The organism is Methylobacterium sp. WL19, from assembly GCF_008040005.1.
GTDB classification, from domain to species: domain Bacteria; phylum Pseudomonadota; class Alphaproteobacteria; order Rhizobiales; family Beijerinckiaceae; genus Methylobacterium; species Methylobacterium bullatum.
Genome location: NZ_VRVC01000007.1, coordinates 1 through 25,780, shown reverse-complemented (window position 1 = coordinate 25,780; position 25,780 = coordinate 1). Strand labels below are relative to the sequence as shown.

Below are 25,780 nucleotides of genomic sequence, written 5' to 3'. Positions count from 1 at the left end.
CGAGCCTGAGGCCTTTCGACCTCTCGTCGCCAAGACATGAGCGGCGCGTTATACGAGTTCGAGCCCAGAGACATTTGGCCAGACGCATCAATCCCAACCCCGGGCAGAGCGCCCTTCCCTCCCGCGAGCAGATCCTCGCCTTCATCGCGCAGGCGACCGATAAGGTCGGCAAGCGCGAGATCGCCGCGGCCTTCGACATCAAGGGCGCCGACCGTATCGGGTTGAAGCGCATCCTCAAGGAGATCGAGGAGGAAGGGGAGATCGAGCGCGGGCGGGCCGGGTTGGTTCCGCCCGGCCGGCTGCCGCCGGTGACGTTGGCCGATATCAAGTCGCGGGATCGCGACGGCGATTTCTTCGCGGTTCCCGTGGAATGGGACCACGCCAAGGGTCCGCCCCCGAAGATCCTTGTCTCGTCACCGCGCAACGGCAAGAAACCCGGCCGTGCCGCGCCCGGTATCGGCGACCGCGCCCTTCTGCGCGTCGAACTCATTCCCGGCGAGAGCGGGCGCTATTCCGGCCGTGTCATCAAGGTGATCGGCAAGAACAAGGCGGAGGTGCTCGGCGTCTACCGCTCCGGCCCCGATGGCGGACGCATCGTGCCTGTTGAAAAGCGGGCGCAGGGCCGCGAGATCGCGATTCCGGCCGGCGAGGAAGGCGAGGCGCGGGACGGCGACCTCGTCAGCGTCAGCCTCGTCAGCGAGAGCCGGTTCGGCCTGCCGCGAGGGCGCGTCACCGAGCGCCTCGGGTCGCTCGGCTCGGAGCGCGCCGTGAGCCTCATCGCGCTCCATCTCCACCACATCCCCCACGTCTTCGCAGCCGACACCCTGGCCGAGGCCGATGCGGTGGAGCCCGTGGGGATGAAGGGACGGGAGGATTGGCGCGCCGAGCCTCTCCTGACCATCGACCCGCCCGACGCCAAGGACCATGACGACGCCGTGATGGCGGTGCCGGACCCGGACGAGGCCAATCAGGGCGGCTTCGTCGTCACCGTCGCCATCGCCGATGTGGCCGCCTATGTCCGCCCCGGCTCGGCCCTCGACCGCGAGGCGCTGCTGCGCGGCAACTCGGTCTATTTCCCCGACCGCGTCGTCCCGATGCTGCCGGAGCGCATCTCCAACGATCTCTGCTCGCTGAGGGAAAAGGAGGATCGCCCCGCCATCGCGGTGCGCATGGTGATCGGCCCCGACGGAGTGAAGAAGCGCCACAGCTTCCACCGGGTGATGATGCGCTCGCGCGCCAAGCTGTCCTACGCCCAGGCGCAGGCGGCCATCGACGGATTCACCGACGAGACGACCGCGCCGCTGCTGGAGCCGATCCTGCGCCCGCTCTGGGCCGCCTACGCGGCCCTGACGGCGGCGCGCGAGGCCCGCGGCCCCCTCGCCCTCGACCTGCCGGAGCGCAAGGTGCTGCTGACGCCGGACGGGGCCGTGGACCGGGTGGTGGTGCCGGCCCGCCTCGATGCGCACAAGCTCATCGAGGAGTTCATGATCCAGGCCAACGTGGCCGCCGCCGAGACCCTGGAACAGGCGAAACAGCCGCTGATCTACCGGGTCCATGACGAGCCGGCCCTGGAGAAGATGCGCGCGCTCGGCGAGGTTCTCGCCTCCATCGGCATCAAGATCCCCAAGGAAGGGGCACTCCGCCCCGCCCTGTTCAACCGCATCCTCGGCGCGGTGGCCGAGACCGAGCACGTGATCTTCATCAACGAGGTCGTGCTGCGCTCGCAGGCGCAGGCCGTCTATGCCGCGCAGAATCTCGGGCATTTCGGCCTGAATCTCAGGCGCTACGCCCATTTCACCTCGCCGATCCGGCGCTATGCCGATCTCATCGTCCACCGGGCGCTGATCGCCGCCTGCCGCCTCGGGCCGGACGGCCTGTCCTCAGACGTGACGGTGGGCGCCCTCGACCAGATCGGGGAGCAGATCTCGGCCGCCGAGCGTCGCGCCATGGCGGCCGAGCGCGAGACCATCGACCGGCTCATCGCGCATCACCTCGCCGACCGGGTCGGGGCCACCTTCACCGGCCAGATCTCGGGCGTCACCCGCGCCGGGCTGTTCATCAAGCTCGACGAGACCGGTGCCGACGGCTTCGTGCCGATCTCCACCATCGGCAACGATTTCTACCACCACGACGAGGCCCGCCACGCCCTGGTCGGCTCGCGCAGCGGCGAGACCCATCGCCTCGGCGACCGGGTGGAGGTGAGGCTGGTGGAGGCGGCGGCCGTGGCCGGCGCCCTGCGCTTCGAACTGCTCTCCGAAGGCCAGACGCGGCCCGGGGCCGGGGGGGCGAGATCTCCGCGCTCGCCGAGCTTCCACAAGGCCGGCCCGCCCGGCAGGCCCGCCGGCATCCGCAACTCCGGGTCGCGCCACCGCGGGTCGCGCCGCTAGGGCGGCTGGTGTAGGGTCACTGAACGTTGAGCGTTCATCTCTCCCTACCGCTCCCCTCGTCCTGAGGTGCCGCGTCAGCGGCCTCGAAGGAGGGCTCCAGCTGGCTCAGTGGTGGCTGGAGGGCTCCTTCGAGGCCCGCTTCGCGGGCACCTCGGGATGAGGTTGCGGCGTTCGAGATTTGAAGCAGAAAGTAGGGAAGCCATGACAGCGAGCGTCGAGTCCCTGCCCGGTGAGCGCATCGGCCTCGTCAAATCCATGGCGCGTGGCTTCGTGTGCCGCTGCCCGCATTGCGGCGAGGGCAAGCTCTTCGGCAAGTTCCTGAAGGTCCGCCCGGCCTGCGACGCGTGCGGGCTTGAATTCCACCACCACCGGGCGGATGACCTTCCTCCCTATGTTGTGATCTTCATCATCGGACACATCGTCGGGTATTTCATCCTCGAGCTCGAGACGAATTACGACGTGCCGTTGTGGTTTCAGCTCTCGTTCTGGCCGATCGTCACCCTCGGATCGGCCCTTGCCCTGCTGCAGCCGGTGAAGGGCGCGGTGGTCGGATTGCAGTACGCCCTTGGCATGGGGGGCTTTGCCACGCTACCGACTGGCCCAAGCGTGGCAATTGCCCGCTCCGAGGAGGTTCAGCTTGGACCAAGCGACAATCCTACCCCCGGCCTCGGCCGCGCCTGAATCCCCCAGGCGCGCCGCCGCTCTGCGGCCCCGCAACGCGGCGACCCTCATCATCATCGACCGCACGGCGCGGCATCCCAAGTTCCTGATGGGCAAGCGGCATGAGGGCCTCGCCTTCATGCCCGGAAAGTTCGTCTTCCCCGGCGGGCGGATCGAGCCCGGCGACCGGCGCATGAGCGTGGCCGGTGCCCTCTCGTCCCGGGCCGAGGACGCCCTGGTGAAACGCGTGCCCCGCGCTTCGCACTCCCTCGGGCGGGCGCTCGCCCTGGCGGCGATCCGCGAGACCCATGAGGAGACCGGCCTCTTCCTCGGCACCACCGAATACGGCCCGCCCGAGACCGTGCCGGAGGGAAGCTGGCAGGCGTTCAAGCAGTTCGGTGTGATGCCCGACCTCGAAGCGCTCCACCTCGTGGCGCGGGCGATCACGCCGCCGGGCCGGCCGCGCCGGTTCGACACGCGCTTCTTCACCATCGACCGCAAGGCCGTGGCCGCCGAACAGCCGGGGATCGTCACGCCGACATCCGAACTCGTGGAACTCGCCTGGGTGAGCTTCGCCGAGGCGCGGGAACTCGACCTGCCGCGAATCACCCGCGTGGTCCTCGACGAGCTGGAGGTGCAGATCGCCGGCGGGTTCGCGCCTTACCTGCCGATCCCGTTCTTCTACGAGCGCAACGGCCGGAACGTCCGCGAGGTTCTGTAGACGATCCAGGAACCGGACCCGCTCACATTCCGTTGAACAAACGAGGATAGAGTTGGAGTTCGACCATGATGAAGGGCGGTTTGCTGTGGTTGATCGGCATCCCATTGCCGATCATTCTGCTGATTTACTTCTTCACGTCCTGGCTGCACTGAGCCGCATTGGGACGGAAACATCCTCCGGCGCGATGGCGTTGCTGCGGGTATGAAATGGAAAAGCCCTCTGTCCCTTGCCGGGAGAGAGGGCTTCTTTCGTTTGCGGGCCTTGGACTGACGTTACTCGGCGGCGTCGAGGCGCGGGCGGACGATCTCGGCGCGTTCGCGCTTGACCAGTTCGGCCGTGAGGAACGCGACTTCCAGCGCCTGCTCCGCATTGAGGCGGGGATCGCAATAGGTGTGGTAGCGATCCTGCAGGTCGTCGGCCGTCAGCGCGCGGGCGCCGCCGGTGCATTCCGTCACGTTCTTGCCGGTCATCTCCAGATGGATGCCGCCGGCGATGGTCTGCTCCGCCCGGTGGACGCCGAAGAAGCCCTCGATCTCCGTCATCACCCGCTCGAACGGACGCGTTTTGTAACGGCCGGCCGAGATGGTGTTGCCGTGCATCGGGTCGCAGACCCACACGACCTTGCGGCCCTCGCGCTCCACCGTCCGGATCAGACCGGGCAGATGCTCGCCGACCTTGTCCGCGCCGAAGCGGCAGATCAGGGTCAGGCGGCCCGCTTCGTTCTCCGGGTTGAGCTGGTCGATCAGCTTGATCAGCCCCTCGGAGGTCATCGACGGCCCGCATTTCAGCCCGATCGGGTTCTTGATGCCGCGCGCATACTCGATATGCGCGTGGTCGGCCTGGCGGGTGCGGTCGCCGACCCAGAGCATGTGACCCGATGTGGCGTACCAGTCACCGCTGGTGGAATCGACGCGGGTCAGCGCCTCCTCGTAGCCCAGCAGCAGCGCCTCGTGGCTCGTGAAGAAATCCGTGGTGCGGACCTCCTGATGCGTCTCCGGGTTGATGCCGATGGCGCGCATGAAGTCGAGGGCGTCGCTCATCCGCTCCGCCACGTCCTGGTAGCGCGAGGATTGCGGGCTGTCCTTGACGAAGCCGAGCATCCAGCGGTGTGCGTTCTCGAGATTGGCATAGCCGCCGGTGGCGAAGGCACGCAGCAGGTTGAGCGTCGCCGCCGACTGGCGGTACGCCTCCAACTGCCGGCGCGGATCGGGGATGCGCGCCTCCTCCGAGAAGGTGATGCCGTTGACGATGTCGCCCCGGTAGCTCGGCAGGCTCACGCCATCCATCGTCTCGGTGGGCGAGGAGCGCGGCTTGGCGAACTGCCCGGCGATACGCCCGACCTTCACCACCGGTGACCCACCGGCAAAGGTGAGCACCAGCGCCATCTGCAGGAAGACGCGGAAGAAATCGCGGATGTTGTCGGCCGAATGCTCGTCGAAGCTCTCGGCGCAATCGCCGCCCTGAAGCAGGAAAGCTTCCCCGGTGGAGACGCGGGCGAGCGCGGATTTCAGCTTGCGCGCCTCACCTGCAAAAACGAGGGGCGGAAAGCTGGCGAGCTGGGTCTCGACCGTCTGGAGCGCAGCGGCATCCGGATAGGCCGGTACCTGCTGGATCGGCAGGTTGCGCCAGGATGTCGGCGTCCAACCGGTCTTCGATGTCCAACGCTCGCCCATGATGATCTCCCGTCCACCTCTCGGCCGGCTTCACGAAAGGGGGAATCCTTTGCGAAGAGCGCGGCTTATAGAGCGGTTCTCGAAGAGAAGCGAGCGCTTCGGATCGACGGGCTGCCCCGCGCGCGAGGTCATCGCCACGGCGAGACGGCGGAACGGCGAGCGGGTTCCTCGCCCGTGACATCGAGGGGGCGAGACCGAAGGCGGCCGGGTTCCTCGGGCCTCACGCCATGGCGGGGATCGCCGGAGCGGATCGACCCGGGCGCGAGGCCTTGGGTGAGAGGCAGAGCGCGGCGCGAATGAAGATGCCTGTCAGCGCCAACTCGATGGCGATCCTCGCGGCGAGGACGTCGGTGACGTAAATCCTGACGAGATGGAGCATTTCGCTCACCGCCACGGCTGCGACGGCTCCGACGGTGAAGACGAGAAGGGAATTCCGGCCGAGGCGACTGAGAGGGTGATCGGGCCCCATCCGATACAACAGGCGGATGAGCGGCGCTCGCGGCGCGGCGGCGACGACATAGGCCAGGGCCATCACATGCAGGAAACGCAGCGGCGATTGGTAGGTTTTGCTGGCGCCGAACCAGAACGACGCGTTGCGATGCTCCGCCCATTCGAGGGCGTCCGGCGAGACGCGGATCACGATCGCGGCGAGCATCGGGTATGTGGCGAGGTAGGCCAGGGATAGGGCAAGCGCCGAGCCGCTATGGGGCAACGGGACGTCCAGCGTCATCGCCCGGCCGAGGGCGATCCCTGTCGCGAACAGGAGGGTCCAGGGCAGGATGGTCAGGGCGAAGGGTTGGCCGGACAGACTGTTGGGCAAGACGAGATCGAAATGGCCGGCGATGGCCCAGGTGATCAGCGCGGGCGGGATCGGGGCCCACCAGCGCCACGCGGCCAGGCGCAGCAGGACGGGTGCGATCAGCATCAGCACTACGTACAGGCGCAGGACGCTGGAATAGCCGACGGTCTGACGGAACGTCACCGCATGCCAGAACATCGTCCAGGGGCCGTGGTCGCGCAGCAAGGCCGCGTCGCCCGTGACCTCGCCGATCGGCCCGCGGATTTCCAGAATGAGCGCGAGCAGGGCGAGGGTGGCGAGAATCAGGGCAATATTGAACGTGTGCAGCCGCATGGCCCGCACCCACAGGGGTCTGACGAGCCCGGCGACGTCCACCGGATGCGGGCGCTTCGAGAAAGCGAGCGACGTCGAGATCCCGCTGAGCAGGACGAACACCTCCGAACTGTCGGAGAAGCCGAGGCGGGACGGCGAGAGGTGGAAGAGATAGCCGCCATCGAGATGATTGACGAAAATGTTGACGAGGCAGAGACCACGGATGGCATCGATCGTCGTGCGCCGCTCGATCACGGAAGAGTCGTCCAGAAATTGGTCTACAACCAAGTTTGGACGAGTTCCCGTTAAGACTGCGTTTCTCCGGACTCGTCGAGGACGGCACGCTCGCTCCTTACGCGGGAGCGGCTGCCTCGCCCTACTCCCCTTCCCCGTCCTCCACGGCGATGCCGTGTTCCGACAGGATCCAGAAGATCGCCTCGAGATCCTCGGCCGTCACGTCGCGCGGCGGCAGGGCCTCCTCCAGATCCTCGTAGGTCAGGCGGCGCGCCCGCTGCGCTTCGGCCTTGGCGAGCAGGCGATCCACCGTCTCGCGCATGTCCTCCGGCAGGGCGTCGTGACTCGGCAGGCGACGATCGACATCCGGAAACAGCGCCTGTTCCAGCATTCGGTCGATGATCGCCTGGCGCCGGTCGTGCGCGTCGTCGTTCTTTGCCATGCCCCGTTATGGAGCGCGAAAGCCGCTCGAAACAAGAGAGCCCCGCATCGCCGACTTCATCGCGCCGGAGGACGCGGCGGCCTCAGCCCTGAAGGGTCGAGGCCGAGCGGGCGATGGTCACCGGGATCGCCTTGGCGGCCGGCGTCTTCGATTGCTCGTCGTGGTGCCAGAGCGGGATCAGCGGATTGAGCTCCGGGTAGTAGCCCGCGCAATTCCCTGGCGGGATGTTGTAGGCGACGATGCGAAGCCCCTTCACCGAACGGACCCTATCGTCGGAGACCGTCGTCACGTCGACGATCTCGGCATCGGCAAAGCCCAGGCGAGCGATGTCGTCGGCATTCATGAACAGGATCGTCCGCGTGCCCTTCACGCCACGGAAGCGGTCGTCGTAGCCGTAGACCGTGGTGTTGAACTGGTCGTTCGAGCGCAACGTGATGAGGTCGAGGGCGTCGGCGCCCCTGAGCGGCATGTCGGGATCGGCTTCGATTCCCTCCGGAACCGTGAAATTGGCCTTTCCCGTCTCCGTCTCCCAGCGGCGGTCGCGGGCGGCCAGCGGCTTGTGGATGCCGCCCGGCTCGAACATCCGGCCTTCGAGGTTGTGGAACACCGAGGGGTAGGTCGCCTCCATGGCCCCGCGAATGCGGGAATAGTCACCGACCCATGAGTCCCAGGGAACGTTCGGATTCGGCTCCAGCGTCGCCTTGGCGATCTCGGCGACGATCCAGGGCTCGGAGCGGACCTGGTCGCTCACCGGATTGGTCTTGCCCCGCGAGCCATGGAAGCACGAGGTCGAGCTTTCCATCGAGACCGCCTGCGGTCCGCTTGCCTGGGTGTCGATCTCGATCCGGCCGAGGCAGGGCAGGATATAGGCGATCTCACCGTTGATGAGGTGCGAGCGGTTGAGCTTGGTCGAGATCTGCACGGTGAGGCGCATGGTCCGCCATGCCTCCTCCATCCGCACCGTCTCGGGGATGGCGCGGACGAAGTTGCCGCCGAGGCTGATGAAGGCCTTCACGTCCCCGGACACGATACCCTCGCAGGCCTCCACCGTGTTGAGGCCCTTCTCGCGGGGCGGCTCGAAACCGTATTGCTCCTTCAGGACATCGAGGGGCGCGAGTTCCGGCTTCTCGGTGATCCCCACCGTGCGCTGGCCCTGAACGTTGGAATGGCCGCGAACCGGACAGGGGCCGGCGCCTTTCCGCCCGATATTTCCGCGCAGGAGCAGGAGGTTCACCAGCATCTGCACGGATTCCGTGCCCTTGCGATGCTGGGTCAACCCCATGCCGTAGACTCCGATGACGGCACGCGCGCGGGCATAGACGGTAGCCGCCGCCTCGATGGCGGTGCGGGTGAGACCCGACCGGCCTTCGAGAGCCGCCCAATCCTGGCTTTCGCAATAGGCCGCGAAGGCGTCGAACCCGTGGGTGTGCTCGTCGATGAAGCTCCGGTCGAGGATGCCCGGACGTCCGACGCCCAGCGCCTCCCGGTCGGCGGCGATGAGCGCCTTGCACATCCCGGTGATCGCCGCGAGATCGCCGCCCGCCTTGACCTGATGGTACTGCGTCGAAATCTCGGTGGCGTGGCGCGTCGCCATCTCCACCACCGATTGTGGGTTGGTGAAGCGCTCGAGCCCGCGCTCGCGCAGCGGGTTGAAGGTGACGATCGGAACCCGGCGTTTGCGGGCCTCCTGCAGCTGGTGCAGCATCCGGGGCGCGTTCGAGCCGACATTCTGGCCGAAGAACAGGATCAGGTCGGTGGTGTCGAAATCCTCCAGCACCACCGTTCCCACGGGGACGCCGATCGACGCCTTGAGGCCGACGGAGGTCGGCTCGTGGCACATGTTGGACGAGTCGGGCAGATTGTTGTTGCCGTACATCCGGGCAAGGAGCCCGTACATATAGGACGTCTCCAGCGACGCCCTTCCCGATGCGTAGAACACCGCCGATTTCGGATCGAGGGCACGCAATTCCCGACCGATCGCCGCCGTGGCCTCGTCCCACGACACCGGCACGTAACGATCGCTGCCCGCATCGTAGCGCATCGGATGCGTGAGCCGGCCCTGCTCTTCCAGGGCGTAATCCGTCCAGTCGCGGAGTTCCGTCACCGTGTGCCTGGCGAAGAAGTCGGGGCCGCAGCGCTTGGCGGTCTGCTCCCAGGCCGTCGCCTTCGCGCCGTTCTCGCAATATTCGAACGTCAGCGGCTTGGCGGGCTTGGCCCAGGCGCACGACACGCACATGAACCCGTCCGGCTTGTTCTGCTTCATCAGCAGCGCCGCGCCCGACACCGGGATCCCCTCCCGCAGAAGGATCTCGGTGAGGGACTGCGCCGAGCCCCAGCCGCCGGCCGGCCCGTCATAGGCCTCGATCTTCGGCTCCGCCATCTTGTCGGTCATTCGCTGGGCCTCTGACACTGGGTCGGTTGGCAAGCCAACGGCAGCGCCGAGTCCCTGTTCCGGGGTGCGGCTCTAACCCACTCCCTCCGGCCGTTTGGTCACGGCGGGCACCCGCATGGTGACGAGTTCCTCGCCCGCGGTGGGATGGACCGCGATGGTCCGGTCGAAATCGGCCTTCGTCGCGCCCATCGTCACGGCGATGGCCACCGCCTGGATGATCTCGCCGGCATCGTGGCCGACGATATGGACGCCGAGCACCCGGTCGCTGGCGCAATCCACGATGATCTTCATCAGGACACGCTCGGCGCTGTTGGAGAGCGTCGCTTTCATCGAGCGGAAGCTCGACTTGTAGATATCGACCGCCTCGAACCGCTCGCGCGCCTGATCCTCGGTGAGGCCGACGGTGCCGATTTCGGGCGTCGAGAACACGGCGGTGGCGATGAGGTCGTGGTTCACCGCCCAAGGCTTGCCGCCGAAGACGGTGTCGGCGAAGGCATGGCCCTCCCGGATGGCGATGGGCGTCAGGGCGGCACGGTTGGTGACGTCGCCCACCGCGTAGATCGAGGGCACGCTGGTCTGCGAGAAGGCGTCCACCGGGATCGCGCCGCTCTCGTCGGTCTCGATGCCCACATTCTCCAGGCCGAGGCCGCTCACCGCCGGCTTGCGCCCCGTGGCGACGAGGACCTGGTCGACCTCGATGACGCTGCCATCGCCCAGGGTCGCGGAGATGCCGCTGTCGCGCCGTTCGAGGCGCTCCACCGTCTGGTCGAGCCGGAGATCCAGGCGCTTGTCGAAGGCGAGGCCGAGGGCGTCGCGGACCTCGTCGTCGAACCCGCGCAGCAGGCGGTCGCCCCGGTGCAGCAGGGTCGTGCGCGACCCGAGATGCGCGAAGACGCTGGCGAATTCCACCGCGATGTAGCCGCCGCCGATGATGAGGATACGCTCGGGCAAGGTCTCCAGCTCGAAGACTTCGTTGGAGGTGATGCCGAGATCGCCGCCGGGAATGACCGGCACCTTCACCGGATACGCGCCCACCGCCACGAGGATGTATTTCGCCCGCACGCGGCGCCCCGAGGCGACGAGGCGGATCGTATGCGCGTCCTCGATGACGGCCCGCTCCGCGATGACGGTGACGCCCGCCCGTTCGAGATTGGTGTCGTAGATCGATTCGAGGCGCGAGACCTCGGCGTCCCGGCGGGTTTTCAGGACGCTCCAGTCGAAGCGCGGCTCGCCCACCGACCAGCCGAATCCGGCCGCGTCCTCGAACTCGTCGGCGAAGCGCCCGGCATAGACCATGAGCTTCTTCGGAACGCAGCCGCGGATCACGCAGGTGCCGCCGATCCGGTACTCTTCGGCAAGACTGACCCTGGCGCCGTAGCCGGCCGCGATGCGTGCCGCCCGCACGCCCCCCGAGCCGCCACCGATGACGAACAGATCGACGTCGAATTCGTCGGTCATGGCAGATTCCTCACAGTGACGGATGCGGGTTCGGCGATCTTGGCGGAACGCGGGGCTGGTTCCGTCCGCTCTATCGCAGGAACACGATGCCCGTCATCGCCGAACGCCGAGAATCCATCGTCGCAGATGGTTATGCCGTGCCGGGATGGCTGCCCGGCCGCGGGCTCGACGTCCGAACGACGTGCCGGCTACAGGAGGAAGTCACTCGCGTGCAGGCTCTCCACCACGTTCTTGAGGGAGATCTGGAAGTCGGCCTTGCCGTCGCCGGTCACGTCGCCCTCCACGATCGTCGCACTGCCTGAGACGAGGGCGTGGAGCTGGCCCGCCTGCTTGCTGAAGGCGGCGTCGCCGATGAAGCTGAAAGGCTGATCGCCCGTCGCACCCGTCACGGCTTGGATCAGGTGCAGATCGATATGGTCGGCACCGATGGTGAAATCCGAGATCTGGTCCCGGTGCTCGGCGCCCACCGCGCTGTCCCTGACGGACTTGAACTGGAAGGTGTCGTCGCCCGCCCCGCCGAGGAGGACGTCGCGGCCGCGTCCGCCGATCAGTGCATCGTCCCCCGCGCCGCCCTTCAGCGTGTTTGCGGCGGCGTTGCCGGTGAGAACGTTGTCCCCGGTGTTGCCGGTTCCGTCGATCGCCGACGTGCCGGTGAGCGTGAGGTTCTCGATGAACTGGCCGCCGATGGAGAAGGACACGGAGGATTTGACGAGGTCGACGCCGTTCAAGCTCCGCTCGATGACGCGATCGCCGGAATTATCGACGATGTAGACGTCGTCACCATCGCCGCCCTTCATCGTATCGGCGCCGGTATAGCCATCGATGTAGTCGGAATACCGCGATCCGTTGATCGTGTCGTTCCCGGCGAAGATGTCCTTCAGCACGTATTGCGTGTCGTTGTGATCGAAGAATGTCTTCTCGTGGGCGACCGTCACGTCGATGCCGCGCAGCGTGCTGTAGAGGCCCGCGCCGTCGTCGTAATCGAGTGCCGTCGTCGTCCCCGATGTCGGGTCTCCGTTCCTCGCGTAAGTCAGATCGTGGCCTTGGACCAGGATGGCCGTGCGATCGTTGAAATCGAGCTCGTATCCGTTCGGGCCAGTATCGTAATAAAGTCCACCCGTCTTATCGAGGTGCCAGATATCCAGCGTTCGAAAATCGACCTTGTCGTAGACGCTGTACGTCGCCATCGTTTCCACCCGTGTTCGAGCAGCGATGTCTGGGCCTGACAGTGCCTATGGCCGGATCATCGCGTGGGGCGCTCGGTATCCGGGCCTAAGAGCGTTGTACATTCACACAATTGCGACGTGCCGGACCGGGACGAAGCCTCCTTCGACGTGGTCGCTCCGGTAAGATCGCAGGTAGGAGCCTGGCGATATCGACATGCATCTGAGCCATGGGTGGCGGCCTGAAGCATGGTTGCAATGGTAACGCTAAATATTTTTCGAGACGGCCGCGATCCCAGCTACGCTTAGCGGCCGTGTATCGGGTGATATCTACGGAACGCTTTGGCTTCCCTCGGAATTGAATGGGTCCGATGAGGGAGATTATCATGCGACATCAGCTGGCTACACTCGCCTTTGTGGCGATTCTTGGTTCGAGCGCGGCCTACGCGCAGACCACCGTGACCGGCAAGCCCGCCACCGACGCCGAGACGAGCGCCAAGTCCGGCGGCCAGGAATCCGTGACGCGGCCCAACACCGACAAGCCCGACGCGAACCGCCCCGCCACCACACAGGCGACAGCGGCCAACGCCAAGCTCGAAGAAGGCGCCAACAGCTTCACCGAGGGCCAGACCCGCAGCCGGCTCGAGCAGGCGGGCTACAAGGACGTCAAGGAACTCAAGAAGGACGACAAGGGCATCTGGCGCGGGGCGGCGACGCTCAACGGCAAGCCGGTCACCGTCGGCGTCGACTTCAAGGGCAACGTCGCGGCCAACTAGCCGCGTCCCTGAATCCGCCGGCCTGTCGATACAGTGAGAGGAACGATCCCATGGCATACCAGACCATTACGGCACTCTACGATTCCTACGACGATGCCGGTAAGGCTGTCGCCAAGCTCGAAGCGTCGGGCATCAGCCACAGCGACATCAGCATCGTCAGCAGCAACGAGAACGACCGGCATGCCGGACGCGTGACCACCGCCGATCATACTCGCACCGACACCGCCGAGACGGCATCGACGGGTGCCGGCACCGGAGCGGGCGTCGGTACGTTGCTGGGCGGCGCGGCCGGCCTCCTGACCGGGCTCGGCCTCCTCGCCATCCCGGGCGTCGGTCCCGTCGTCGCCGCCGGCTGGCTCGTCACCACCCTGGCCGGTGCCGGCATCGGTGCCGCGGCCGGTGGCCTCGTCGGCGGCCTGACCGGCGCGGGCTTGAGCGAAGCCGATGCCCATACCTACAGCGAGGGCGTGCGCCGGGGCGGTACCCTCGTGACCGTCAAGGCCGACGATGCCCGCGCGTCGCAGGTGATGGACGTGCTGGAAGAGCACGGTTCGGTGAACGTCACCGAGCGTGCCGAAGGTTGGAAGGCCGATGGCTGGACCGCGCCGACCACGACGCCCTCCGATGCCACCACGGTCCCCGGCGCCCGCCCTGGCGTGCGCTCCTACCCCACCGCGCCGATGTAATTCCAGCACCGATCCCAAACGGAAAAAGCCGCCCGAAAGGGCGGCTTTTTTGTGCAGTCTCGATGAGGAGACTAGGCTTACTTGATCTTGGTTTCCTTGAAGTCGACATGCTTGCGCACGACGGGGTCGTACTTCTTCATGGACAGCTTCTCGGTCTGCGTCCGGGAGTTCTTCTTCGTGACGTAGAAGTAGCCGGTGTCGGCGGTCGAGATCAGCTTGACTTTAACGGTGACGGCCTTGGCCATGGCGCGGTGCTCCTGAAGGTGGCGGCATTCCGCTTGAGCGAAACGCAAAATGGCCGGCACGGACCGGCTGAATTCCGCGCGGTCATTGCCTCATCGGGCTCACTTCGTCAAGGCCGGGGCGGTTCTCCGAAGCCGCCACAGGACGAGGCCGGCATAGGCGACGAGCACGCCGCACATGGCATGGGCGAAGCCCTGGGGGGGCATCAGGTCCATGCCGCCGCCGATGATCGGCGGCCCGACCATCAGGCCGACATTGTAGAAGATCAGGAAAGCGGCATTCGCGCCGGCGAGCTCGGCCCCGCGCACGCTGGCCCCCAGATGGGCCAGGCCGACCGTGTAGAGCGTGCCGGTCAGGCCGCCCCAGATCAGCAGAAGGACGGCGAGCCAGAAAGGGGATGCCGACGCCGCCGGGATCAAGGCCGCGCCGATCGCACCGCCAAGGGCCGAGGCGAGGAGGAGGTGGCGGCGGTCGAACCGGTCGGCCAGGAGGCCGAACGGGATCTGGAACAGGACGTGGCCCAGCGCGAGCATGCTGACGAGCCCGGCCGCACTCTCCGCGTCGAGCCCGATCCGCAGGCCGTAGAGCGGCAGGATGGCGAATCCCCCGGTCTCGACGGCGCCGTAGACCAGGGCCGCGAAGATGGCGGCGGGCGCCAGCCGGACATAGCCGAGGACGCCTCGGCTGCTCTTTCCCTCGATCACCGGCGCCAGGCCGCGCGCCAGGGCGATGGGCACGGTCCCGAGGAGGAAGAGAGCCGCACCGGCGCAATACGGTGCGTAACCCTGGGTGCCGATGACGACGAGGAGGGTCGGACCCACCGCGAAGCCCAGCGCCAGCACCGTCGCGTAGATGCCCATGACGAGGCCGCGCCGGGCCGGGGGCGCGACCTCGTTGATCCAGAACTCGGACAGGACGAAGAGCACGCCCAGCGTCGCCGAGAAGACGAAGCGGAGGGGGAACCACCAGCGGATATCGTGGAGCAGCTTGAACCCGACGAGGGAGGCGGCGCCGACGCAGATCGCCACGATGAGAAAGCGCACGACGCCGATCCGGGCGGCCAGACGCGGTACGAACGGCACGGTGACGATGCTGGCGAGACCCGCCAGAGCCGTATTGATGCCGATGACCGTGCTCGTCACGCCCATACGCTCCATCTCGAGGGAGAGGAGCGGGATCGACAGGCTGAGGCCGATGCCGACCACCGCCACGCAGGTGATCGCGGCGCTCATCGCCGCCACATGCGCGCGATCGAGGGTGTCCGAGGCGGGGCGATCGAGCATGATCCAGGGCCGTTCCGAGGGATGCGCGAGAGGGCGCATGGAGGGTGAGGCTCTACGCCATCATCCCCCTTCCACGGAACCTGCCGGACGGCTGGGCCGGGCTGCGCACCCGGCCAGCCGGCGCTATCGTGCCGCCGATTTCAGGGGCTTCCCATCCTGCTTGGGTGCCTGGCGCTCCATCCTCTGGCCATCGCGCAGGTCGACGGGCGGGCTCAGGACGATCTGCTCGCCCCCGTCCAATCCCTGGTCGATCTCGATGGTGGTGCCGAGATCGCGCTGGATATGGACGCCGCGCCATTCCACCGTGCCGTCGTCGCGGGAGATCGCGACCTGGGTGCCGCGCTGATTGAACACCAGGCCCTCGGCCGGGATGACCGTGTTCCTTCCCGTCCGCGGCACCTTCAGCGTCACGTAGACGTAGAGGCCGGGCCGCAGGCTGCCGTCGCCATTAGGAACGTCCACCTGCGTGGTCAGGGTCCGGGACGAGGTCAGCAGGGCGACCGAGCTGCGCTCGACCTTGCCGGAGAAGGTCCGGTCCGGGATCTGCGGCACCTTGATCGTCGCGGCGACGCCCGGGCTTACCCCGACGGCGAGATTCTGGGGCACGTTGACGACCACGCGCAGGACGTCGTCCCGGTCCATGGACAGCAGGGCGGTGCCGGTGCCGTCGGCCTGGACGAGATCGCCGATATCGACGCTGCGGGCGGTCACGACACCGTCGAACGGGGCGATCACGTCCTTGAAGCCGGTCAGTGCCTTCAGGCGGTCCACGGTGGCGCGCTGCGCCTTGATGTTGGCCTCGGCCACCTTCACTCCCGCTTCCGCCGAGGCGAGGCTCGCGCCCTGGCTCAGGACGCTGGCCTGGGAATTGTCCGCGTTCTGCTTCGAGGCCCAGCCCTGCACGGCGAGGGTCGAGGTACGGCTGTTGGTGGCGGTGGCGAGATTCACGTTGGCTTTCGCCTGATCGACCATGGCCCTCGCCTGGAGCAGCTGGGCTTCGAGTTGGCCCACCTGCGCCTGGGCCTGCGCCAGCTGCTGGTCGAGATCGGGGGCGGCGATGCGGATGAGGATGTCGCCCTGCTTCACCCGCGTGCCGATATCGACCCGGCGCTCGGCGATGTAGCCCGTGGCACGGGCGAAGAGGGAGGCCCTGGCGAAGGCGTCGGTCTGTCCGGGCAGGGTGATGTCGATGGGCTGGTCGGCCCGCTCCACCGCGATGGTCCGCAGCTTCGGCACGAACTCCCTGGCCTTGCGCTGCGTCTCTTGCGCCGCGGCGGCCTTCTGCCAATGGCCGTAACCGCCCCAGCCGAGCAGGCCGACGGCGATGAGCCCGGCGATGAGGAACGGCCCCTTCCCCGGCGGCGGCGGGATCTCCGCCGGGCCTCGCCCGGACCCATCACTCGAACCATGAGCCGTCACCGTGCCGGACTTCTCATCGATCGCGTCACCAGGGCTGTTCCCGCTCATGCGTAATCCTGAAGCGGCTTGACCTCGTCCCGCCTGAGGAGGGTGTAGAGGAAGGGCACGAAGAGCAAGGTCGAGGGCGTGCCGATGGCGATGCCGCCCATCACGGCGCGGGCCAGCGCCGCGTTCTGCTCGCCGCCCTCACCCGTCCCCAGGGCCATCGGGATCAACCCGAGGAACATCGCGCCCGCCGTCATCAGCACGGGCCGGAGGCGCGTCTCGCCCGCGAGCAACGCCGCTTCCGCCGCGCTGCAACCGGTGGCCTCCCGGTGCTCCTTGGCGAAGGTGACGAGGAGGATGGAATTGGCCGACGCGATCCCCACCGACATGATCGCCCCGAACAGCGACGGGATCGAGAAGGTCGTGCCGGTGATGAACAGGCTCGCGACGATCCCGCAGAAGGCGAGCGGGAGCGCCGCAAGCACCACGAGTGGGTCGCCCCAAGACTGGAAGTTCACGGCCATGAGCAGATAGACCGCCACCAGGGCGATGGAGAGGCCGATTCCCATGCGGAAGAAGGCCGATTGCATGTTCTCGATCTGCCCGCGCACGGTGATCTTGTCCGGAGCCGGCAGGGCCTTCTGCTCTTCCTCGACGATCCGGCGGATGTCTTTGGCCACCGAACCGAGATCGGAATCCTGCACCGCCGCGTAGATGTTGAAGGTCGGCTGCGTGTTGACGTGGTTGATCACGGTCTGCGACCCCTCGCGGCGCATGGTCGAGACGCTGGAGAGCAGCGTCAGCACGCCCGGCGCATCGGAATTGCCGCTGACGAGGAGCGGAGTGTTCTGGATCGCCGTGAGGCTGTCGTTGCGGTATTCCGGGGTCTGCACCCAGAGTTGGTAGGGGATGCCGGTCTTCGGGTCGGTCCAGAAGTTCGGCGTCACCTGGAAGGAGCCGGACAGGGAGACGTTGAGCCCTTGCGCGATCTGCTGCTCGGTGAGGCCGAGCTCGGAGGCGAGGCGCCGGTCGACATCGACGAAGAATTGCGGCGTGCCGACGATCTGGTGGAGATGGACGTCCACCGCCCCGCGCGTCTCCTTGAGGCGACGGACGATGTTCTGCGCGGCGGCGAGGTCCTTGGCGGTGTTGCGGCCCGAGACCTGGATGTCGATCTGCGCCAGCGTTCCGAAATTGAGGATCTGCGTGATGATGTCGGATGGCTGGAAATAGACGATCAGGTCGGGGAAGCGCTCGCGCAGCACCTCGCGCAGGCGCTTGGTGTAGTCCGCGACCGAGCCGTGGCCCTCTTTCAGGTTGATGAGCATCTGTCCGTCGTTGTTGGCGACGAACGACCCGTCCGAGAAGGCGAAATTGTAGTTGTTCGCGGGCAGGCCGAGATTGTCGAGAACCTGGTCGATCTCGCCCTCGGGGATGACCTCGCGGACGACGGCCTGGACTTCGGCGAAGGTCTGCACCGCCGTCTCGATGCGCATGCCCGGCCGGGTGCGCAGATGCAGCGTCATCTGGCTCGATTCGACCTGCGGGAAGTAATCCTGGCCGACGAAGCCGAACAGGCCCGCCGTGCCCGCGAAGATCACCGCCACGGTGGCCAGCGTGACGACGCGGCGGCGCAGGACCACGTGGAGCAGTCCGAGATAGCTACGGTGGAAGCGGGCGAACCGGGCTTCGAATCCCCGCCGGAACCAGCCCGCGAGGCGGAAGAGCGGCCCGAACAGCCATCCCAGCGCACGGGCGACGCGGCCCCTTCGCGGAGCCTGCCCGCCCTTGCCGTGATGCGCTTCGTATTCCCGTGCCACGAGCACGTCGATCAGCACCGGCACCAGGGTGCGGGACAGGACGTAGGAGGTCAGCATCGCGAAGACGACGGCGAGCGCCTGGGGCGTGAACAGGTATTTCGGCGTGTCCGTGAGGGCGAAGACCGAGACGAAGGCGGCACAGATCGAGAGTGTCGAGATCAGCGCGGGTTTGGCGATGCCGGCCGCGCCCTCCACCACGGATTTGCGGAACGGCTCCCCCTCCTCGAACAGCCGGTAGGTGTTCTCGATGGCCACCGTGGCGTCGTCCACGAGGATGCCCACCGCCAAGGCGAGTCCGCCCAGCGTCATGACGTTGATGGTCTCGCCCAGCGCCGTGAGGATCGCGAGCGAGGTCAGGATCGACAGCGGGATCGAGACGAGCACCACGATGGTGGAGCGCCAGGAGCCGAGGAACAGCAGGATGGTCAGGCCGGTGAGCGCGGCGGCGATGACCGCCTCGTGGATCACGCCCTCGATGGCGGCGGAGACGAAGACCGACTGATCGAACAATTCGCGTAGCGCCATGCCCTCGGGGGCGGCGGCGCGGATGTCCGGCAGGGCCTTCTTCACGTTGTTGACGACGTCGAGGGTCGAGGCGGTGCCGTTCTTGAAGATGCGCATCAGCACAGAGTTCAGGCCGTCGGCCCGCACGATGTTCACCTGCGGCGGGCCGCCGTCGCGGACATTGGCCACGTCGCGCACCAGCACCGGCTGTCCGCCGACCACCCGGATCGGCACCTGATTGAGCGCCTCGATGGCGTCCGGCGTGGCGTTGAGCTGGATCGGGTATTGCTGCTCGCCGATCTTGGCGAGGCCCGAGGGCACGGTGAGGTTCTGCGCCGTCATGGCGTTGGTGACGTCCAGCGCCGTCAGGCCCAGTGCGCGCAGGGCCTGGAGGTCGAGATCGACCATGATCTGGCGCGGCGTGCCGCCGAAGGGCGAGGGCAGCGTGGAGCCCGGCACCTGGGTCAGGCGCTGGCGGATGCGGTACTGCGCGTAATCGTAGACCTTGGTCAGGCTCTCGCTGGTGGAGGAGAGCGAGAGCTGGATCACCGGGACGGAGGAAGCCGAGAACCGCAGGACGATGGGCGGCTGCACGCCCGGCGGCATGGTCGAGCGGATCGAGTTCATCGCCGAGACGGTCTGGGCGATGGCGAGATCGATGCTCACCGACTGGTCGAAATAGACCTTCTGAATCGCCGTGCCCTGCAGCGTCGTCGATTCCATCCGGGCGATGTTGTTGACGTTGTTCGAGAGCGAGAACTCCGCATAGGTCGTGATGCGACGCTCCATTTCGGAGGTCGAAAGGCCGGTATAGGTCCACACCACCACGACCACCGGGATGTCCACGGTGGGCAGCACGTCCTTGGGCGCCACGATCACCGAGGCCGCTCCCCCGAGCATCATCAGCACGGCCAGCACGTAGATCGTGATGCGAAACTTCAGAGCATACTGGACGAGGCCCATACGGTATCCGCGCAAACCTGTTCGGGCTGGTGTACCACGTTCGTCGCATGCGACGAGGTGATCTGTAGCCGTGACGCCGCGACGCAAGCGGCGGACCGGGCCGGGATATTTGTTTCCGGATGTAACCGGTACGCGGAGACGCTCCGCCCAGGACCGCGCCTATTTCGCGGGTTTGGCCGGCACGTTGCGGCAGATGCCCTTGAGCGTCGTCCAGTCCGTCTCATCGAGAATGCGGCGGCCCACCGTCTCCGAGCCCGCCATCGCGCGGATGCGGTTGGCGCGTTCCACCGTGAAGGGATGGCTGCGGAGCAGGCCCGCGAACTCGGGCTTCTCGTCGTCCTTGGCGATGCGTTCGAGGATCGTCGCCAGCGCCGTCGCATCCCCGCCCGACCGGCGCATGACCTCCACCGAATAGGAATCCGCCGCGTTCTCGGCCTCACGCGAATAGCCGGCCGAGATGGCGGCCTGTCCCACCGCGACGACGATCGTGGAGCCGGTCAGGTCGCCCAGCACGAGACTGAGGAGGAACGAGCTTCCGCTCGCCGCCAGCAGAGCGCGCATGGGATCGTGCGCGGCGACATGGCCGAATTCGTGGGCCAGCACGCCGGCGAATTCGTCGGGCGTCCGGGACTGATCGATGAGGTCCGACAGGACGACGACCCGCCCACCGGGCAAGGTCAGGGCATTGGCGATGGCGTGCCGGCGGACGCTGATCGCCGGATCGACCGGCAGGCCGCCATTCGCCGTCATCCGCTCGATCAGCCGGTCGAGGACGGCCCGCGCCGGGGCATCGCCGCAGACCGGCGGGTCGCCCAGGATCTTGCCGATCTGCCCGTCCACCGCGCCGCCGAGCCGCGCTTCGATCGCCGCCGGGATGACGGGTGCCAGACGCACGGCAATGGCCGGGACACCGTAGATCGCCAGACCGATCACCGAGATCCCGGCCGCGATCGACCACAGGACGAGGCGCAGGCGACCGCCCGAGGCGGAGGAGTCGGTTCGGTACAGGTCCGGACAGCGATCCTTCAGCGCGGCGGCCAGAGTCTCGTCGGTGAAATCGACCCGCTCGGCACGTCCCGCCGGGCCGACCCGCATGAGCGGGGCGGCCGTGTCGCCCGCCGCGAGGTCGGCGAGTGTCCAGGCGAGGCGGAGGTCCCGCCCGGTGATCTCCAGGCTGTCCTCGAGGACCAGGGTCACGGGATGGGCCCTGGCGCTCAAGCCATCGTAGTACGTGCCGTGGACCGCTTGTGCCGGCACTAGAACCCCACTTCGAGGGCGCCGCCGACATCCAGCGCGTCGGCGAGGCCCTCGTTGAGGCCGCTGCCCACGCGCCGGCTCGACGCGAGCACGGCATCGAGGCCGCCGGCATTCTCGACCACCGTCGTGGTGGCGACCGCGGCCCAGAGCCGCGCCGTGATGACCCGGACATAGAGGACCGCGAAGAACAGCGCGCCGCCGAGATAGCCGAATGCCATGCCGAACAAGAGCGCCCAATGAAATCCGCTTTCCATGCCCTGCGCCTGGAGGAGCAGGCCGCCGCCGCCGATGACGAGGCCGAGGATCAGCACGAATCCGATCACGGAGAGAAGGTAGACGAGATAGGGCCAGTAGAACTGGCGGGCCTTCAGGGTGGACGAAAGGCGCACGGGGCCGAGGCTGGCCGCGTTCATGAAGAGCCGTGTCTCCCGCGCCCGGTAGAAGGGGATGAGCAGCAGCCCGAGAGGAATGGTAATCCCCAGCGTCGTGAGGAAGAGCTCCCCGAACGTTGCGATGGGGGTGCCCTCGTAATCGCTGTTGAACTCCGTCTCGCCGGGCTTGCCCCCCTCCTTGGGGATGAACAGGTCGTCGGGGATGGTGAAATCGGCGGCCACGAGGAAGGCGATCAGCGCGGCGGCGATGGGCAGCACCACCACCACGTAGAAGGCCAGCCAGGGCAGCAGCAGCGAGCGCCCGCGCGCGGTGGATTCCATCCGGCTCGACCCGATCAGGGTGTGATTGATCCGGTACCGCTCCAGGCTCGCGCGCATGAAGGGGAAGGCGAGGCCGAGGGTCAGAAGCGTCAGCAGCGACCAGCCGATAGCCATCAGCGCGTAGGTGATCGCCGATCCGTCCTGCCCGAGGCGGATGCCGCGCCACAGGGTGCGCGAGGCGCGATAGCGCCGGCCGCGATAGATCGCGAACTGGCCGAGGACGTAGAGGACGAGGAAGGACAGCACGCTGCCGAAGGCCGCGAGCCAGGGCGCGGAGATCGTCGCGATGAAGATCAGCACGTAGACGGGGATCAGGATGGCGACGGCGACGAGGAAGCCGAGGAACAGCTCCTTGCCGGTTCCGGTATATTCGCCCGGGCTGCCGTCGACGATTGTCCGGTTCCAGAAGTAGCGCCGCAACTCGGTGATGTACCAGAACCGGTAGATGCCGAAGGTGACGAGGGACAGGAGGAAGCCACGGACGGCGATGCCGGTGAGGCCCTTGAGTGTTCTGTCGAAGGTGATCGGGCCGGAGCGGTCCATCCCGGATCGCGTGTCGGTCATTGGCGGCTGCGACATGATACCTCCTCTCTCGGGAGGCGACATATAAGCCTATCGTCTCAGACGAGGCTACCCGCCGACGTGACTTTAGATCGGCCTGCTCTTGCCCGGATGAAGTACGGGGCCGCCGCCATTGTCACAAAGCCCCCGTCCGGTCTTCGAATGTCTGCCCGGAGACCTGTATTAAAAGCGTTTTCATCGCGTGATCGCGATGGAGGGGGAGATCTGTCTCACCGACTGTCGAATGATCGAAGGAGATCGCTCCGATCAGCAGCAGCGGAAACCATTCCGGTTACCGACGCCGAATCGGGCATTCTCCCGGTTGCGGTAGAATTCCCGCTCGGTCATCGGTTCCTGGTCGGAATGGGTCCGGCGGATATGGGCGGCATAGGCTTCGTAATCGCCCTGCCCCACCATGAGGCGGGCGCCGTCGCATACGCATTTCGAGAAGGTCTTGAGCCGGTCCCGCAATTCCGTCGACGACAGCGCCATTGTTCTTACTCCGCCGGGACGGGGGACGGGCCGCCGCTCTCGAGCGCCGTCCAGCGGTCGGCCCTGTAGGCCTTCAGGCAGGCCTGGACGCCGAAGACGGCGATGGCCACCACGAGGCCGACGAACATGACGGCCAGCGCCGCGTCGATCCGGTCGTTGAAGACGATCTTGTGCATGTCGGCCATGTTCTTGGCCGGACCCAGCACCTTGCCCTCGGCGATCGCCGCCGAGAACCGGTCCGCATGGGACAGGAAGCCGATCTTGGGATCGGCCGAGAAGATCTTCTGCCAGCCCGCCGTGAGCGTGCAGATTAACAGCCAGACGGTGGGGATGACCGTGACGAAGGCGTAGCGCTCGCGCTTCATCTTGAAGATCACAACGGTGGCCAGCGTCAGCGCCACGGCCGCCAGCATCTGGTTCGAGATGCCGAACAGCGGCCACAGGGTGTAGATGCCGCCGAGCGGGTCGGTGACGCCCTGGTAGAGGAAGTAGCCCCAGGCCGAGACGCAGAGGGCCGTGGCCAGGATGCTGGGCGCCCAGGCCGAGGTGTCCTTGAAGGTCGGCGAGATCAGGCCGAGCAGGTCCTGCAGCATGAAGCGTCCCGCCCGCGTGCCGGCATCCACGGCGGTGAGGATGAACAGGGCCTCGAACAGGATCGCGAAGTGGTACCAGAAGGCCATCATCGTCTTGCCGCCGATGGCGGACGAGATGATGTGGGCCATGCCGACGGCGAGCGTCGGGGCGCCGCCGGTGCGCGAGATGATCGAGTGCTCGCCGACATCCTTGGCGGTCTGGGTGATCACATCGGCGGAGATCGGGAAGCCGAGATTGGTCACGGCGGCGGCCGCCGTCTCGGCGGAGGTGCCGAGCAGGGCGCCCGGCGAGTTCATGGTGAAGTAGATGCCCGGATCGATCACGCTCGCGGCGACCAGCGCCATGATCGCGACGAAGCTCTCCATGAGCATGCCGCCGTAGCCGATGAAGCGGGTGTCGGCTTCGTTGTCGATGAGTTTCGGGGTCGTTCCCGACGAAATCAGCGCGTGGAAGCCGGAGACGGCACCGCAGGCGATGGTGATGAACAGGAACGGGAAGAGGGAGCCCGCCCAGACCGGGCCGGTGCCGTCGACGAACTTCGTCATGGCCGGCATCTGCAGATGCGGTGCGACCACGACGATGCCGAGAGCGAGGCCGATGATGGTGCCGATCTTGAGGAAGGTCGAGAGGTAGTCGCGCGGGGCGAGCAGGAGCCAGACCGGCAGGATCGAGGCGACGAAGCCGTAGCCGATCAGCATCCAGGTGAGCTGTGTGCCGGTGAAGGTGAAGGCCGGGCCCCAGACCGGGTGTTCGTTGATCTGGCCGCCGCCGATGATGGCGGCCATGAGCAGGATGAAGCCGAGGATCGACACTTCGCCGATCTTGCCCGGCCGGATGAAGCGCGCGTAGAGGCCCATCAGGATCGCGATCGGGATCGTGGCCGCCACCGTGAAGGTGCCCCAGGGGCTCTCGGCCAGCGCCTTGACCACGATCATCGCCAGCACTGCGAGCAGGATCACCATGATCATGAAGGTGCCGAACAGCGCGATCACGCCGGGGATCACGCCGAGCTCGGCCCGGATCAGCTCACCGAGGGAGCGCCCGTCGCGGCGCATGGAGATGAACAGGATCATGAAGTCCTGCACCGCGCCCGCGAGCACGACGCCCGCCAGGATCCAGAGCATGCCGGGCAGGTAGCCCATCTGCGCGGCCAGGACCGGGCCGACGAGGGGACCCGCGCCCGCGATCGCCGCGAAATGGTGGCCGAACAGGACGGTCTTGTTGGTGGGGACGTAGTCGAGCCCGTCGTTGTGACGGTGGGCCGGGGTCTTGCGGCTCGGATCGAGCTGCATCACCTTGTCGGAGATGTAGAGCGAGTAATAGCGGTAGGCGATGAGATAGACGCAGACCGCGGCCACGACGATCCACAGGGCGTTGATCGATTCGCCGCGGCTGGTGGCGACGATCGCCAGGGCCGCCGCGCCCAACGCACCCACAAGGGCCCACGGCCCGTGCTTCTGTATAGCACCCATCGACGTCTCGCTCCCGCGACCCGTCCTTGATGGCGGATCGTCAGGTTTCTTCTCGCTCAAAAATTCTTTCGGGGCCAGAGAGAAAAATACAAAGGCGCGGACGATGTCAGTCCGTGACGATCACACGGTTGGGCAACTCGTCGATATCCCCCGCCCGACGCGGCAAATGCTTGGTGAGGACCGCGCCGATCCCCTCCACGGCGGAGACGAGACCGTCGGCCGCCGCGCCCCGTCGAAGGGACGACAGCAGCGCGTCGATGGCCGACGACCACGCCGCCGGGGAAATCCGGGAGGCGATGCCCGAATCGGCGACGATCTCCGCATGGCCCTCGGCGACGGCGAGGTAGATCAGGATGCCCGTGCGTCCGCGCGTCCGGGCCAATCCGCGGGCGGTGAACTCCCGCGATGCCGCTTCGTGCGCCCGTGCCCGTCGGATCGAGCGTGGAACGAGGAGAAGGCGGGCTCGCGGATGGGCGGCCGCGGCGAGCGCCGCGAGGACGATGGCGGCCTGCGCCAGGGCGATCGAGGCGGCGCTCCACGGGGTGAGCAGGATCAGCGGCCAGGGCGCCGCGAGCCCGAGGGCCAAAGCCGGCACCAAAGCGGCGGACCGGTAGAGGCCGGCGCGGGCGGCCACGAGAACGACGATTTCCGCCGACGTGGTCGATTCCGCCGTGGCGATTGCGTCGGCGATGCGCGTCCTGTCGGTGTCGCTCAGCATCCTACCAATCCCCGGAGGCTCCGCCCCCTCCCGATGAGCCGCCACCGCCCGAA

General features: G+C 67.1%; 21 protein-coding genes. 6 read left to right on the top strand and 15 right to left on the bottom strand.

The genetic code is table 11. From position 1 onward, the window contains the following. The first annotated feature begins 74 nt into the window (after positions 1-74). The 4 genes from rnr to FV220_RS25365 all read left to right on the top strand — a co-directional run bounded on the left by rnr (position 75) and on the right by FV220_RS25365 (position 3,973). Entirely contained in the window at positions 75-2,387 is a 2,313-nt protein-coding gene (gene rnr / locus FV220_RS02945; RefSeq protein ID WP_147829568.1) for a ribonuclease R, read from the top strand. 201 nt (positions 2,388-2,588) lie between these two features. After that, the gene (locus tag FV220_RS02940; RefSeq protein WP_147829566.1) at positions 2,589-3,068 is read left to right on the top strand and encodes a DUF983 domain-containing protein; all 480 of its coding nucleotides are present in this window, start codon (positions 2,589-2,591) and stop codon (positions 3,066-3,068) included. Next, the gene (locus tag FV220_RS02935; protein ID WP_147829564.1) at positions 3,025-3,768 is read left to right on the top strand and encodes an NUDIX hydrolase; all 744 of its coding nucleotides are present in this window, start codon (positions 3,025-3,027) and stop codon (positions 3,766-3,768) included. Before FV220_RS02940 ends, FV220_RS02935 begins: the two co-directional genes overlap by 44 nt. Positions 3,769-3,820: 52 nt before the next feature. Beyond that, positions 3,821-3,973, top strand: coding sequence for a hypothetical protein (locus FV220_RS25365; RefSeq protein ID WP_187273310.1), 153 nt, complete (start codon positions 3,821-3,823; stop codon positions 3,971-3,973). A 67-nt stretch (positions 3,974-4,040) separates the two neighbouring features. Here FV220_RS25365 and FV220_RS02930 read toward each other — a convergent pair whose 3' ends face one another. The 6 genes from FV220_RS02930 to FV220_RS02905 all read right to left on the bottom strand — a co-directional run bounded on the left by FV220_RS02930 (position 4,041) and on the right by FV220_RS02905 (position 12,265). Next, entirely contained in the window at positions 4,041-5,441 is a 1,401-nt protein-coding gene (locus tag FV220_RS02930; RefSeq protein ID WP_147829562.1) for a 3-deoxy-7-phosphoheptulonate synthase class II, read from the bottom strand. Positions 5,442-5,661: 220 nt separating this feature from the next. Further along, positions 5,662-6,807 carry an OpgC domain-containing protein gene (opgC, locus tag FV220_RS02925; RefSeq protein ID WP_147829560.1) on the bottom strand — a complete coding sequence of 382 codons (1,146 nt, stop codon included), beginning with the start codon at positions 6,805-6,807 and terminating at the stop codon, positions 5,662-5,664. 121 nt (positions 6,808-6,928) lie between these two features. After that, a complete protein-coding gene (locus FV220_RS02920; RefSeq protein WP_018044569.1) occupies positions 6,929-7,228 on the bottom strand; it encodes an RNA polymerase sigma factor region1.1 domain-containing protein in 300 nt (99 codons plus the stop codon). 82 nt (positions 7,229-7,310) lie between these two features. Next, on the bottom strand, positions 7,311-9,608 hold the full coding sequence (locus FV220_RS02915; protein WP_147829611.1) for an FdhF/YdeP family oxidoreductase: 2,298 nt from the start codon (positions 9,606-9,608) through the stop codon (positions 7,311-7,313). A gap of 84 nt (positions 9,609-9,692) precedes the next feature. Continuing rightward, positions 9,693-11,078 (bottom strand): glutathione-disulfide reductase, encoded by a 1,386-nt coding sequence (gor, locus tag FV220_RS02910; protein WP_147829558.1) that lies wholly within the window; start codon positions 11,076-11,078, stop codon positions 9,693-9,695. Between the two features lie 188 nt (positions 11,079-11,266). Next, positions 11,267-12,265, bottom strand: a complete 999-nt coding sequence (locus FV220_RS02905) for a M10 family metallopeptidase C-terminal domain-containing protein (RefSeq protein ID WP_056146171.1) — start codon at positions 12,263-12,265, stop codon at positions 11,267-11,269. 362 nt (positions 12,266-12,627) lie between these two features. On the opposite strand from FV220_RS02905, the gene FV220_RS02900 reads away from it, so the two are divergent. Next, complete coding sequence (locus FV220_RS02900) at positions 12,628-13,017, top strand: hypothetical protein (protein ID WP_018044573.1); 390 nt, start codon at positions 12,628-12,630, stop codon at positions 13,015-13,017. A gap of 50 nt (positions 13,018-13,067) precedes the next feature. Further along, a complete protein-coding gene (locus FV220_RS02895) occupies positions 13,068-13,703 on the top strand; it encodes a general stress protein (protein ID WP_147829556.1) in 636 nt (211 codons plus the stop codon). Between the two features lie 77 nt (positions 13,704-13,780). On the opposite strand, the gene rpmG is transcribed toward FV220_RS02895, so the two are convergent. The 9 genes from rpmG to FV220_RS02850 all read right to left on the bottom strand — a co-directional run bounded on the left by rpmG (position 13,781) and on the right by FV220_RS02850 (position 25,727). Then, positions 13,781-13,948: a 50S ribosomal protein L33 gene (gene rpmG, locus FV220_RS02890; RefSeq protein WP_018044575.1), complete on the bottom strand. Its 168-nt coding sequence runs from the start codon at positions 13,946-13,948 to the stop codon at positions 13,781-13,783. A gap of 99 nt (positions 13,949-14,047) precedes the next feature. Next, positions 14,048-15,229, bottom strand: coding sequence for an MFS transporter (locus FV220_RS02885; RefSeq protein WP_147829554.1), 1,182 nt, complete (start codon positions 15,227-15,229; stop codon positions 14,048-14,050). 123 nt (positions 15,230-15,352) lie between these two features. Then, the gene (locus FV220_RS02880; protein ID WP_187273309.1) at positions 15,353-16,696 is read right to left on the bottom strand and encodes an efflux RND transporter periplasmic adaptor subunit; all 1,344 of its coding nucleotides are present in this window, start codon (positions 16,694-16,696) and stop codon (positions 15,353-15,355) included. After that, positions 16,693-19,920 carry an efflux RND transporter permease subunit gene (locus FV220_RS02875; RefSeq protein WP_147829552.1) on the bottom strand — a complete coding sequence of 1,076 codons (3,228 nt, stop codon included), beginning with the start codon at positions 19,918-19,920 and terminating at the stop codon, positions 16,693-16,695. Before FV220_RS02875 ends, FV220_RS02880 begins: the two co-directional genes overlap by 4 nt. A 159-nt stretch (positions 19,921-20,079) precedes the next feature. Next, the gene (locus tag FV220_RS02870) at positions 20,080-21,177 is read right to left on the bottom strand and encodes a M48 family metallopeptidase (protein WP_056146160.1); all 1,098 of its coding nucleotides are present in this window, start codon (positions 21,175-21,177) and stop codon (positions 20,080-20,082) included. After that, positions 21,177-22,469 (bottom strand): YjgN family protein, encoded by a 1,293-nt coding sequence (locus FV220_RS02865; RefSeq protein ID WP_056146158.1) that lies wholly within the window; start codon positions 22,467-22,469, stop codon positions 21,177-21,179. Before FV220_RS02865 ends, FV220_RS02870 begins: the two co-directional genes overlap by 1 nt. A gap of 249 nt (positions 22,470-22,718) precedes the next feature. Then, positions 22,719-22,943, bottom strand: a complete 225-nt coding sequence (locus tag FV220_RS02860) for a YbdD/YjiX family protein (protein WP_147829550.1) — start codon at positions 22,941-22,943, stop codon at positions 22,719-22,721. A 5-nt stretch (positions 22,944-22,948) separates the two neighbouring features. Next, positions 22,949-25,009 carry a carbon starvation CstA family protein gene (locus FV220_RS02855; protein ID WP_056146156.1) on the bottom strand — a complete coding sequence of 687 codons (2,061 nt, stop codon included), beginning with the start codon at positions 25,007-25,009 and terminating at the stop codon, positions 22,949-22,951. A 106-nt stretch (positions 25,010-25,115) separates the two neighbouring features. Next, the gene (locus tag FV220_RS02850) at positions 25,116-25,727 is read right to left on the bottom strand and encodes a TPM domain-containing protein (RefSeq protein WP_147829548.1); all 612 of its coding nucleotides are present in this window, start codon (positions 25,725-25,727) and stop codon (positions 25,116-25,118) included. Positions 25,728-25,780: the final 53 nt, after the last annotated feature.